Origin of the sequence: Anaerobacillus sp. (assembly GCF_046314235.1) — a bacterium.
In the GTDB taxonomy this organism is placed as follows: domain Bacteria; phylum Bacillota; class Bacilli; order Bacillales; family Anaerobacillaceae; genus Anaerobacillus.
Window position 1 is genome coordinate 34,635 of record NZ_JBKBWN010000023.1, and the last position, 11,943, is coordinate 46,577.

At 36.1% G+C, this 11,943-nt stretch carries 11 protein-coding genes and 1 other annotated feature; of the genes, 3 read left to right on the forward strand and 8 right to left on the reverse strand.

All coding sequences use genetic code 11. The features are described from left to right. Window position 1: 1 nt before the first annotated feature. Complete coding sequence (locus tag ACK4M9_RS20560; RefSeq protein WP_409854614.1) at window positions 2–3,064, forward strand: efflux RND transporter permease subunit; 3,063 nt, start codon at window positions 2–4, stop codon at window positions 3,062–3,064. Between the two features lie 124 nt (window positions 3,065–3,188). On the opposite strand, the gene ACK4M9_RS20565 is transcribed toward ACK4M9_RS20560, so the two are convergent. The 3 genes from ACK4M9_RS20565 to ACK4M9_RS20575 form a co-directional block, all read right to left on the reverse strand. Continuing rightward, entirely contained in the window at window positions 3,189–3,317 is a 129-nt protein-coding gene (locus tag ACK4M9_RS20565; protein ID WP_409854616.1) for a hypothetical protein, read from the reverse strand. Between the two features lie 323 nt (window positions 3,318–3,640). After that, window positions 3,641–4,840 (reverse strand): putative glycoside hydrolase, encoded by a 1,200-nt coding sequence (locus ACK4M9_RS20570; protein ID WP_409854617.1) that lies wholly within the window; start codon window positions 4,838–4,840, stop codon window positions 3,641–3,643. A 23-nt stretch (window positions 4,841–4,863) separates the two neighbouring features. Then, window positions 4,864–5,094 carry an excisionase family DNA-binding protein gene (locus ACK4M9_RS20575; RefSeq protein ID WP_409854619.1) on the reverse strand — a complete coding sequence of 77 codons (231 nt, stop codon included), beginning with the start codon at window positions 5,092–5,094 and terminating at the stop codon, window positions 4,864–4,866. 330 nt (window positions 5,095–5,424) lie between these two features. Here ACK4M9_RS20575 and ACK4M9_RS20580 point away from each other — a divergent pair, with 330 nt between their 5' ends. After that, entirely contained in the window at window positions 5,425–5,964 is a 540-nt protein-coding gene (locus tag ACK4M9_RS20580; protein ID WP_409854631.1) for an HD domain-containing protein, read from the forward strand. A gap of 99 nt (window positions 5,965–6,063) precedes the next feature. Here the strand turns inward: ACK4M9_RS20580 and ACK4M9_RS20585 are convergent, their stop codons facing one another. Continuing rightward, a complete protein-coding gene (locus ACK4M9_RS20585) occupies window positions 6,064–6,636 on the reverse strand; it encodes a TlpA disulfide reductase family protein (protein ID WP_409854620.1) in 573 nt (190 codons plus the stop codon). Between the two features lie 169 nt (window positions 6,637–6,805). Next, window positions 6,806–7,061, forward strand: a binding site (T-box leader). 54 nt (window positions 7,062–7,115) lie between these two features. On the opposite strand from ACK4M9_RS20585, the gene trpS reads away from it, so the two are divergent. Beyond that, entirely contained in the window at window positions 7,116–8,102 is a 987-nt protein-coding gene (gene trpS, locus ACK4M9_RS20590) for a tryptophan--tRNA ligase (RefSeq protein WP_409854621.1), read from the forward strand. Window positions 8,103–8,200: 98 nt separating this feature from the next. On the opposite strand, the gene ACK4M9_RS20595 is transcribed toward trpS, so the two are convergent. From ACK4M9_RS20595 to ACK4M9_RS20610, 4 genes are all read right to left on the reverse strand, one after another. Continuing rightward, window positions 8,201–8,947 (reverse strand): DUF3603 family protein, encoded by a 747-nt coding sequence (locus ACK4M9_RS20595; protein WP_409854622.1) that lies wholly within the window; start codon window positions 8,945–8,947, stop codon window positions 8,201–8,203. Between the two features lie 107 nt (window positions 8,948–9,054). Continuing rightward, window positions 9,055–9,264 carry a YuzI family membrane protein gene (locus ACK4M9_RS20600; RefSeq protein ID WP_409854624.1) on the reverse strand — a complete coding sequence of 70 codons (210 nt, stop codon included), beginning with the start codon at window positions 9,262–9,264 and terminating at the stop codon, window positions 9,055–9,057. Window positions 9,265–9,419: 155 nt separating this feature from the next. Continuing rightward, window positions 9,420–10,262, reverse strand: a complete 843-nt coding sequence (locus ACK4M9_RS20605; protein ID WP_409854625.1) for a DUF2268 domain-containing putative Zn-dependent protease — start codon at window positions 10,260–10,262, stop codon at window positions 9,420–9,422. A gap of 103 nt (window positions 10,263–10,365) precedes the next feature. Then, window positions 10,366–11,943 (reverse strand): type IA DNA topoisomerase (locus ACK4M9_RS20610; RefSeq protein WP_409854627.1); only part of this gene is annotated, 1,578 nt, incomplete at its 5' end.

Sequence of the window (11,943 nt, forward strand, 5' to 3'; positions counted from 1 at the left end):
AATGAAAATCGCACGCTTATCCGTTTTGAGACCCGTAGCAATGTCTATGGTGATCGTATTAATTCTAATATTAGGTTTAGTTTCACTACGTGATTTACCAGTAGATTTGTTTCCCGAACTAACGTTTCCAGTTGCTGCAGTAACCGTAACCTATAATGGGGCTGGTCCTGAAGAGATTGAACAACTTATTACAAGACCTATTGAAGAAATTATGTCAAGTATCCCAAACGTCGAATCTGTATCTTCTACCTCTAGAACAGGAGGTGCCTTAATTCTTGTCTCATTTGGTTGGGGGACGGATATGGACTTTGCTACCCTGAACATGCGGGAGCGTCTTGACTTGATAAGAGATGGGTTACCTCGTGAGGTTCCAATGCCAATGGTTCTTCGCTTTGATCCAAGTTTACTACCAATTACGCAGTTAGCAATTACTGAGCCAAATGCAGATTTAATTACCGCTAAAAAAATTGTTGAAAATGAGATTAAACCGTTTCTTGACTCAGTTGATGGTGTTGCTGCAGTAACCGTAGAGGGTGGAACAGAACAAGAAATTCAACTCTTAGTTGATCCAAATAGACTTAATAGTTTTGGCGTTAGCTTAAGCCAATTACAACAAATCATTGGTAGTGAAAATTTAAATATTCCTGGTGGGTCATTACAGGATCAAAATCAAAACTTACCAATTCGTATCACAAGTCAATTTACTTCTATTTATGATTTAGAAACATTGCCAATTCCAACACGACAAGGAACAATTCCTCTTGGGACACTAGTAGAGATTAAAGACACTACAAAACCTGTCTTACAAGAAAGCTATTTAAATGGTGAGCCTAGCGTTGGTTTGTCTATTTTAAAAGCATCTGGAGCTAATACGGTTACAGTTTCGCGGGCGATTAATAAACGATTAGATGAGATAAAAAGGAACTTACCTGAAGGAGTAGAAATAAAAGCGATTTTTGATCAAAGTAAATTCATAGAACAATCGATTCGAGCGGTTGCTTGGAACATGTTATTGGGAAGTTTCCTAGCTGCACTAGTCCTGTATATGTTTTTAAGAAACATCCGCAGTACGCTTATTATTGGATTTTCCATTCCTATTTCGATCATCACAACGTTTCTATTCATGTACTTTAGTGGTCAAACGTTAAATGTGTTAACTCTAGGAGGATTAGCATTAGGGATTGGAATGATGGTCGACAATGCGATTGTCATCTTAGAGAACATTTATCGCCTTAGACAATTAGGCTATTCCTTAAAAGATGCAGCAATTGAAGGAACAAGTGAGATTGGTGGAGCGATTGTAGCATCTACCTTAACAACCGTAGTCGTTTTTCTACCAATTGTTTTCGTTGAAGGGTTAGCCGCACAATTATTTAAACCGCTAGCACTAAGTGTTGCTTTTTCATTACTTGCTAGTCTTTTTACAGCTTTAATTATCGTTCCCCTTCTATCGTCAACATTTTTGAAGGTGAATGATGAAGCTTCCTCTTTCCAACATGGTTTTACTAGAATGACCGATTGGTATAGAGGGATTTTACAAAAAGTGTTAAAACGTCCGAAGCTAACAATTATCGTTACCTTAATCACGTTTTTAGCATCTTTCGCACTTACGCCATTTATTGGTCAGGAGTTTTTACCTGCTCAAGATCAGGGGTTTGTTGGTATAGATGCAAGATTACCCGCCGGAAGCTCCCTTGATGCAACGTTTGAGATGGTGCAAGATATTGATCGGGTTTTAGAGAATATCAGTGATATTGAATTGTCTTATGTTACTGTTGGTGGATCCGATAATTTTTCGTTAGCCGCAGGTACTCAAACAAATAGAGCCAATTATAACGTTCTGTTAAAAGAGCTATCTGACCGAAATCGAAGTGATGTTCAAGTTGCTGAGGACATTCGTACTAAATTAGTCGGTATTCCAAACGCAGAGATCCGAGTTTCTGCTAGTGATTCAGGTTTTACCGGAGATCCAGTGTCGATCACGATTAAAGGATCTGATACGGGAGTGTTACGAACAATTTCCGATGAAGTAATTGAATTGATTTCAAAAGTAGAAGGTGTAAGAGAACCGGCATCTAACTTTACGGCTGGAAATCCAGAAATCACTGTAAATATAAATCGCGATCGAGCCTCAACTTACGGAATTGGTAGTGCCCAAATCGCAGCTACGATTAACGACGCTACTAGGGGGTTAATTACAACTAGACTTGCTAGAAGTGGCGATGAAATTGACGTTCGTCTAATTGTAGAAGATCGTTTCACTACTTCCATTGAGGATTTATCTCAATTATTAATTGATGCTCCAACAGGAGAGAAAGTTCCTCTACACGCGATTGCATCAATTGATCGAGATCAAGGTCCAAACCAAATTCGAAGAGCAGATCGCTTACGCGAAGTTACGGTTAGAGCTTCGATCGTAGAGCGAGATTTAGGTAGTATTACGAATGATATTGAAGAAACTTTACGAACGAATATGACACTCCCAGCTGGATACAGAATTTCCTTCGGCGGTCAAAACGAGCAAATGCAGGATGCGTTTTTCAAGTTGGGTGGAGCAATAGCACTAGCAGTTGTCCTTGTATATATGGTAATGGCTGCTCGTTTCGAATCATTCTTTTATCCGTTCATCATTATGTTTTCAGTTCCGGTAACTGTCATAGGAATTTTAGTTGGACTTTTTATCACTTACCAACCCTTAGGTGTTGGTTCACTAGTAGGAATTTTAATTTTAACGGGGATTGTCGTTAACAATGCTATCGTTTTAATCGATTATATTATCCTTTTGAAATCTAAAGGTATAGACACGTACGAGGCAATCTTAGAGGCAGGACCTACTCGACTAAGACCTATATTAATGACAGCATTAACGACCATCCTAGGCTTAATCCCATTAACACTCGGCTTTGGCGAGGGAACAGAAATTCAACAACCGATGGCGATCGTTATTGTTTTTGGATTGAGTTTTGCTACATTTATTACTCTTGTGTTAATACCTTCAATATTCCTCCTATTTGATCAATGGCGGGATAAAAGAGCAAAGAAAAAACATGTTATTGAAGTTTAAGATTACAGCAAGGTTCCTAAAATTATTGCTTTAATAAAAAAAGGATGTCCCAAAAACAAGATCAGTTACAAAATACTTATAGGGTATTTTGATAAACAGTCACTTTTGGGACATCTTTTTAATATTATGCAGTTGTTTTCGAGTTAGAAGAAACCGGGTTTCTTCCAGGTAGTTTCTGCCAACCAGGCAATTTCTTTTTTAGTTCTTTTAAAATGTCTCTTTTCTTTTTGCGTTTCTTATCTCTTTCCTTCATCTTTTACACCTTCCTCACATTAGACTTCAATTAAGGAACTTCTATTGCTAAGTTCAATCTTCGTCAAAAGAAAGAACTTCATCAACATTTTGATAACTCCTAAAAACCAACATGTCTCTACTATTAGTATATGCGTTTTTCGTTCTTTGTTAAACTATGTTCTTGTCGATTTCGAAAAGATGTTACTAAAGTCAGAAAGCGTAGCCCAATTATATAGACACGATAGACATTTCCATAAAGAAATGTATTAAAAAAAGCACAAACGGCAAGATAAATTGCTCCCTAGTAAGAACATTCATCGACACCATTTGTGCATATTACTCCTATTCCATTTTGTAATTTACATTTTGTGTATAACGATTCCCAGCGTTCCATAAAAGAAACTCATTAATGCCGTTTTCATATAGAGCCTTAATTTGAGCTTCTACTTCTTCCTTACCGTAAACTTTATAATTTCCTGCCCCTAAATAAGATGCGGTAAAATCTTGAAGCCATGGTCTTGAAGTTGGTTTATTTTCTAACTTTCCTAAAACCTCATTTTCGACTTTTGCATAAGCAGTAACGAGTTCATATGGATGTAGATCTGGCTTTGCAATCCCAAAATATGATGTCCAGTGACTTGGGTAAATCATCGACGAGATCACATCGACGTTTTCAGCTATTCGAGAAAAGTTCTGACCAATCCCAGGCGCTTCTGATATTGTTGCAGAATAACCAAAAATATCAACAGATACATCAACATCATATGGTTGTAGCTTTTCTCTAGCATAGGCTACAAAATCCGTTACTGCATCAACTCTTTTTTGAACATTATCTTTGTTTCCATCTTTATACTCGCCTGTACTGTAGATTAAATCTTCATCTCTACGCTCGAACCCCTCTGGGAAACGTACATAGTCAAATTGAATTTCTTTAAATCCTAGTTTTGCAGCTTTTTCAGCAATTGCAATATTATAATCCCAAACTTCCTTTAGAAAAGGGTTAACAAACGCTTCACCCCTTCGATTTTTCCATACTCTTCCATTTTCTAAGAATGATAAATCTGGACGTTTTTCTGCCAGTACAGAATCTTTAAAAACAACAATCCGGGCAATCGGATATATTTTATGTTCTTCCAACCGTCTCATCATTGCTTCTGGATCTTTTATATAGCGCTGGCTAATATCTTTAAACGGAGAGTCACTTTCTGGAACATAAGTCAAATACCCATGATCATCTTTCACATCAATAACCATTGTATTTAAATCCGTCTTATCAAGTAAGTCAATGAGTGAATTAAATCGTTCGCCACCTGCGGAATGTCCTGTTACATAAATTCCTCGAACTGCATCTGGATATTCAAAATGATAGCCTGATTGAAAAGTAAACCTTAAAAAATTGGCAGGAATTTCAAGTTTTCGTAGTTCTGTTATTTTAATGGAATGCGCCGAAGCTAATTTTTCTGCATGGGTTGCCTCGGGTACTCCTAGTGTCATTATCATGATGAAACAAATTGTTAAACATTTTAGTAACGGCTTCCCCATTTTGCACCTCAATTCATAATCTATTAATCTTCATCTTTCACATCAATATCTGTAGGTATTTCTTGTAGTTGTTCTTCACGCCATAATAAAATTTCTTTTTCAATTTTGTCCTTAGTTGAAGTAAACTGATCTTTATTCACTAAATATTGGTCCCCATCATGTACAGCGCGTATATTCCCTGCTTTTATTTGCTGAAAAACGAAGTCAGGTGACAAGTGTAAATACTCAGCCAATTCTTTAATTGTTACATACATTTATACCCCTCCTATCCGCTCAGCAATCCTATAATTAGGATTATACATTTGTTCACGATGAATACCAATAACTTCATAATATTTATTTGACATCCTTTGAGCTTATTCAACAATCTCTACAATTAGTATTCCCCTTTTAACATTGCTTCAACCTACTTTGTATCGTGCAAGATAAGTGATCATAACCAAATAAGCCCAGCAAAAAACATTCAAGCAATTTCTATTGTCGTAAAAATCGTCATACTTGCCTCTCTTCTGAAATGTGTGTATAATCGTCTAAATATCCAAAAATACTGTTATTAGATATAATAAAAAAAGGAGGGAATCATGATGAGAGAAATTACTTTATTATCAATATTTGAACACAGGATTACCCAAAAATACGTTAAAAGATCCGGGATGGCCCATGCAATTGCTGCAGCTTATCATGCATTTAACCTCTCTAAAGATTATAAGGTTGATCCAGATTTAGCTACAAAAGCCGCTTTCTTGCATGATATCGGTCATTATACTTGGTATAGAAATGGAAAATGGGATTACGAGCTTTATAAACAAAATGATATCCATGCAATTAAAGGTGCAGAAAGAGCACATAAACTCTTAATTAGGCTAGGTGAACATCCTCAAAAAGCAAAAAAAATTGCTTTAGCGATTTTATTACACACCGATTCTTATTTACCAGAAGGGGAAATTTATTTAGATCCCCTCCAAAAAATCGTTGCCCTTGCAGACGAAATGGATGAAGAACCGAGTGGTAACCATCATTACAGACAAATCGCAGATGAAAGAGCTAGACGACTCATTGCCAAGCTAGACCAAATGATCGACAACGAGTTGTACGAACAAAAGAACCGTTTAGCTTCATTATAGAAAGAACTAACCCAAAGCTTGAGTTGAACACGACTTATCACTTTAAAAAGCTGTTTTGCAGCTTTTTTAATTTGAAAAAAATGAGCTGGTTATCTTTAATTAATGAGGCATGCCTTTAAAAAAAGGATGAGTTTCAATCATTTCCATCGTAATTATGCCATTGAGACGCTCAACAATTTTCCCTTTATCATCAATAAAAATTGTTGTAGGTATTCCAATTAATTGATAAGTCTTCATCACTTCTCCGTCACCATCATATAGAACATCAAATTGTACTTGAAACTGTTTCATAAAATCACGAACCTGAGTCGGACTAGACTCCTCTTTCGTTACGTTCACACCTAAAATAATCATCTGCTCTTTACTTGTCCGTTTATCTAATTCCACTAAAATCGGCATCTCTTCTTGGCAAGGTCCGCACCAAGTGGCAAAAAAGTTGACGATTACCTTTTTCCCGCGAAAATTTGATAGCTTGCGCTTTTCACCACTAGTAGTAATTAGTTGGAAATCTTCAGCTAAATTCCCTTGATAAACTCCCGTTTTTGTTGCTGCAGCTACTACCTCCTGCTCCATTTGCTTTAAAGTACTATCTGAACGTTCATAATTGATCGCCAAAAACAAATAAATGAAACAGATGATTGCCAAGTAAAAGAACTTCTTTCTAATAAACAATACGAGCACCACCTCTAAAGTTTAAATTTAATACTAATTAATAGTACATGTATATGCATGGTTGTCTATTCAATTACTATGTAGAGAAAAAGCATTGCGCTAAGATGAAAACTAAATACAATTTGCTTTTTTTGTTTTGATTGAGTATAATTAGAAAAAATTTGGTATTTTCATCGCGATGATAAAGAAGAGTACACCTTGTTTAGCTTATAGAGAGTCTGTGATTGCTGGGACACAGATAGTAATGCAAGGTGGAATGGGCTTTTGAGCATCCAAACCGAACTTAGCTCTTAGTATTATTAGTAGGCTTTGGCGTATGTCCTAACGTTATCTTGGACACCGTATCGCTTCATTAGCTGTACGGCATAAGTGATTCTAAACAATTTAGAATAATTAGGGTGGCACCACGGTCCATCGTCCCTATTGATAGGGGACGAGTGGGCTTTTTTGTATTTTATTTTAGAAAGGGAGTAAAAGAAATGAAGACGATTTTTTCAGGTATTCAACCTAGCGGAACATTAACATTAGGCAATTATTTAGGTGCAATGAAACATTTTGTAGAGCTACAAGATCATCACAATTGCTACTTCTGTATTGTTGATGAACATGCTATTACCGTATCTCAAGATCCGATCCAACTGCGAAAAAACATTAGGAGCTTAGCTGCTCTTTATATTGCTGCTGGAATTGATCCGAATAAGTCGACACTTTTCATTCAATCAGAAGTAGGAGCACATACACAGCTAGGCTGGATGATGCAATGTGTCGCATATATTGGCGAATTAGAAAGGATGACTCAATTTAAAGATAAATCAGATGGGAAAGAAGCGGTTTCAAGTGCACTACTTACCTATCCACCTTTAATGGCAGCCGATATTTTGCTATATAATACTGATATTGTTCCAGTCGGTGAAGATCAAAAACAGCATCTAGAATTAACACGTGATTTAGCTGAGCGATTTAATAAAAAGTTCAATGACATCTTCACAATACCTGAAGTCCGCATTCCAAAAGTAGGCGCTAGGATCATGTCATTAAACGATCCAACTAAAAAAATGAGCAAGTCAAATCCTAATCCTAAGAGTTATATTTCGATGCTAGATGACGAAAAAACGATTTTGAAAAAAATTAAAAGTGCAGTCACAGATTCAGATGGCATCGTAAAATATGACAAAGAAAATAAACCAGCCATAACCAACCTTTTAGGAATATATTCACTATGTTCTGGGAAATCCATTGTAGAATTGGAAGCAGCCTTTACTGGAATTGGTTACGGAGAATTTAAGCAAGCTGTTGGTGAAGCAGTAGTTGCTACATTGAAGCCAATCCATGATCGTTACAACGAAATTATTAACTCAAAAGAACTTGATGACATTTTAGACTTAGGTGCCCAGAAGGCAAATTCGGTAGCAACAAAAACATTAGCAAAAGCCAAAAGAGCCATGGGACTAGGAAGAAAAAGATAATCTAGATTACGATCGAAGCCTTACCTCATCCTTTTCCTTTGCGTAAACGAAGAAAAAGGTTGGGACAGAAGGTATCAGACCCCTTCTGTCCCAGCCTCTTATTTTACACTTTCAGCATGTTGAAGCTCCCAAAGCTTTTCAAAAAAAGGCTGGCCTTTAACCATTCGCTCACAAAGCTGGTAATGAAAAGTTGTCCAACCAAACTTCAACTCATTAAAAAGTCCTTGCCAAGCTTCTTCAAAATTCATTGTTTGAATTCTTTCATAATGATTAGGCGCCCATTCAGTGTACCAATAGCGAACTTCAGCTACATTATTAGTGGAATGTAACTGATCCAAAACCATAAATAATAGCTGCTTTAGTTGCCGTTCTTTACGGATAAGGCCACTCATGAGCTCAGGTTCTGGTGACAAAATGTGGTACTCTCGTGGCAAATCAATATACTCGACATAATAATTTTTTTTATACTCGTTCATTGACAGTTCTAAAACGAGTTCTTCTTGTCTTGGCATTAATCGACTTTTTCTAATTGGTGTTTGATACCCTAAAGTATCTACTGCAAGTACCTTTTTACCATCAGTAGCTATGAAACAATAGTCTAATTGAATACGTTGATTATTTTTCCGTTGAAAACTTTGCTGGTGGACATCGTTTAAAAGCTCTTCCGGTAGTTCGGCTAAATTATTTTCGATATAATCGAAAAGCTTACTTGTGACTTTTACAATCACAACCTGATCAAGTAATTCAATCTTATCATCTTTTCGCCACTCAAAAAATTCGCAGACATTATATCCATTTTCTTCTCCTTCAAACCAGTTAATCCATACGTCCCGAATGTGGACCATTACTAAGCCCCCTTGCACTAAATCTTGTACAAACAGTATGGGCATAGCTGAGGAAATTTATTCCACCCTCTGTGTATTCGGGATAAGTTTTCCTATATTGAATTCGTCTAACGCTTTGAAAATGGTGTGTAAATACTGACAATTATCATAATAATGCCAATCAGAAAAAGATGGAATTCCACTCTTAAACCAATAAATTTCAAATAATAGATAAACGTGTACCCTGCTGTAACATAGTTTAAATAAGCAATTATGCTGATTCCCCCTGTTACAGCAAGTCCAAAACCAATGAGTAAAAGAAAAAAGCGGAAAATCATAGCTTGTCCCACCAACGATTATGAAGTTGTAATGTCTGCATATGTAGTCCTCCACTTCATTTTCTAGTTTCTATATTATTTACTTCTTCTAAAAAGGCAAAAATCCTTTAAAAAAGTAAAAGAGAAGTAATAGTAAACTACTTCTCAGGCATTGTTCATTTTATATTAGAATCAAATCCGGATTTTGCTAGTATTTCTGCAGTTTCAATTTTCAGTAACTCTTTCATTGAAATGTCTTTATTTTTCTCTAAGTAGGCTTTAACAATTAAATATCCTACACTATATCCAAACCATTTCGGAAATCCACGACTAGTGTTATCACCATATAAAAATCGGTCATGCTCCATCTTTCCTTTTAGGTCGAGGTAACTTTTCGCTTTAATCCAAAAAGGTATTAATTCTTGCTTTGAATAAAGTGATACCCAAGGTGCTAGTAACTTTTCGCCTACTGTTTCTGCTACAGCAACCTCAGCCATCCCTTCAATGATCATCGAGTCTAATAAAGATAATTCTTGAAATTCCTTTTGCAATCTAGAAAGTCGACAAACATGATTATACTCGTGGGTAAATAATGCCTCGATTTCTTTTGGAGTGCTTTCCTTTGATAAAAATATAATGATAACATGATGAAAGCTAACTCCCATTTTCCCTTTTAGTTCTTTCATGATAAATTCATTTCTTCTTTCGACAGGAAAGATAAAAATTTCTGCTTCCTCGCCATCCCACGCTTTCTTTAATTTTTCATATTGTCCTTTAATTAGATTCCAAACCTGTTTTTTTTCTAATTGCTTTAATTCATTTAATATTTTGGAATCTGGATAGAACAAACCATTTTCTAAAAAATATTTATGGAGTTGAGAAGCCCCAAACTCTTCAAAATATTCAGCGATCGGCTCACATAACAACTCTTGCTGAACTTGAAAGTAATGCTTAGGCGAGACTTCTTTTCGACGTTTAATAAAATCCCTTAACAATATATTCGTTTTCGAAACACCCAAATGTGACACCTCCAACTTTTCCTACACATTATACGTATGTAATCTTGGAGGCAATGCCACTATATAAGGAAAACTTTTTCCATACTACTAAAATTAATTAATATTATTCAAAATTTAAACTGACCTTTTGCTCTTTCTCATCCCAAATTAGGGCAGCGCTAAAAGTCTTATCTCCTCTTTTAAACCCTTTTAAGACACTTGTTTTTCCTGTATTAAGTAATTTGGTCACCGTCGTTTCAGTTAATTTCTTCCCAAGAATTGACTTTGAAATTGTAAAAGTACAGGCTGTTTTCTTATAATTAGAACATCCATAAAACTTCCCTTTATCAACAACATCACCACTGCATAATTTGCATTTCCCTAGCTTTTTCCCTAAGGTAAATTTTGTTGCATATTTATTTTCGACCTCATATTGAAGCTCTTGAAAGTTCCAGTCGCTTGCTTTCCTAGAAGCATCTTCAATGATCTTCTTTGATAAGAGTTTCGTTTGTTCCATGAAGGTTACAGGGGACGCTTTTCCTTGACCAATTTCAGCTAAACGTTGCTCCCATTTGGCAGTCATCTCAGGTGAAGCTAAAATATTTTCTCCTACAGCTTCAATTAAAATTCTCGCCTTTTTCGTCGCAAACACTTTATTTTTTTCTACTTCAATGTATTTTCGGTCTTGGAGCATCGTAATGATACCGGCTCGAGTCGCCTCAGTTCCTAGGCCCTCAGTTTTATTTAATACTTTCTCTAGCTCGTCATTATTTAAGTATTTGCCTGCGGTTTTCATTAACGTAATTAATTGTCCTTCTGTATATCGTTTCGGTGGTTGTGTCTTGCCCTGTTTCACTTTAACATTTGTAACCTTTCCCTGTTCGCCTTCTTCTAGATTAGGTAAAATAACATCCTGGTCATCGTCTTGCTTATAAAGAATTTTTCTCCAGCCTTCATTGATTTGTTGTTTACCTTTCGAGATAAACCTTGCTCGCTTATCTACTAAAGTTGTGATCGTCGAATAATCAAAAATAGCCGCTGGATAATGGGCTGCAATTAAACGACGAACGACTAAGTCATAAATTTTCGCTTCATCACTTGGTAGTTTACTAGGATCCGTTACTTGTTCTGTAGGAATAATCGCATAATGGTCTGTTACCTTTTTTTCATTTACATACCTTTTATTGTTCATTATTGAAGTAGTTGGTGTTGGAAAATACTCGCTGTATTGGGCAAATTCACTTAACTTATTTAAAATTTGCGGAAATGTTAGTGCTTCTCCTTCTGTTACATAATTAGAATCTGAACGTGGATAAGAGACAATTCCTTTCTGGTATAGCTTTTGTAAAATATCTAACGTTTTCTTCGGTGAAAATTTATAAATAGTGTTGGCCGTTGCCTGAAGTGCCGAAAGGTTAAACAATAGAGGTGGGTCAAATTTCTTTCGGTCTTTATCAACTTGAGTGACTTCTGCTTGTTTTGCTTCACAAAACGCAGCAATTTTCTTTGCAAGTACCTCTTCGTCAATCCTTGAATTATTATCTAACTCCCATTTCCCCTCATATTCTTTCCCATTCATCGAAAATGTGGCAACAACCTCCCAGAAATCTTTCGAAGTGAACTTCTCGATCTCGATCTCTCGTTTGACAATAAGTGCTAGTGTTGGCGTTTGCACTCGACCAGCCGAAAAAACATCCCTAAT

Excerpts from the sequence above, each read along its gene's own strand:
- ACK4M9_RS20560 (WP_409854614.1), top strand. The coding sequence starts at position 2 with ATGAAAATCGCACGCTTATCCGTTTTGAGACCCGTAGCAATGTCTATG.
- ACK4M9_RS20565 (WP_409854616.1), bottom strand. The coding sequence starts at position 3,317 with ATGAAGGAAAGAGATAAGAAACGCAAAAAGAAAAGAGACATTTTAAAA.
- ACK4M9_RS20570 (WP_409854617.1), bottom strand. The coding sequence starts at position 4,840 with ATGGGGAAGCCGTTACTAAAATGTTTAACAATTTGTTTCATCATGATA.
- ACK4M9_RS20575 (WP_409854619.1), bottom strand. The coding sequence starts at position 5,094 with ATGTATGTAACAATTAAAGAATTGGCTGAGTATTTACACTTGTCACCT.
- ACK4M9_RS20580 (WP_409854631.1), top strand. The coding sequence starts at position 5,425 with ATGAGAGAAATTACTTTATTATCAATATTTGAACACAGGATTACCCAA.
- trpS (WP_409854621.1), top strand. The coding sequence starts at position 7,116 with ATGAAGACGATTTTTTCAGGTATTCAACCTAGCGGAACATTAACATTA.
- ACK4M9_RS20595 (WP_409854622.1), bottom strand. The coding sequence starts at position 8,947 with ATGGTCCACATTCGGGACGTATGGATTAACTGGTTTGAAGGAGAAGAA.
- ACK4M9_RS20600 (WP_409854624.1), bottom strand. The coding sequence starts at position 9,264 with ATGATTTTCCGCTTTTTTCTTTTACTCATTGGTTTTGGACTTGCTGTA.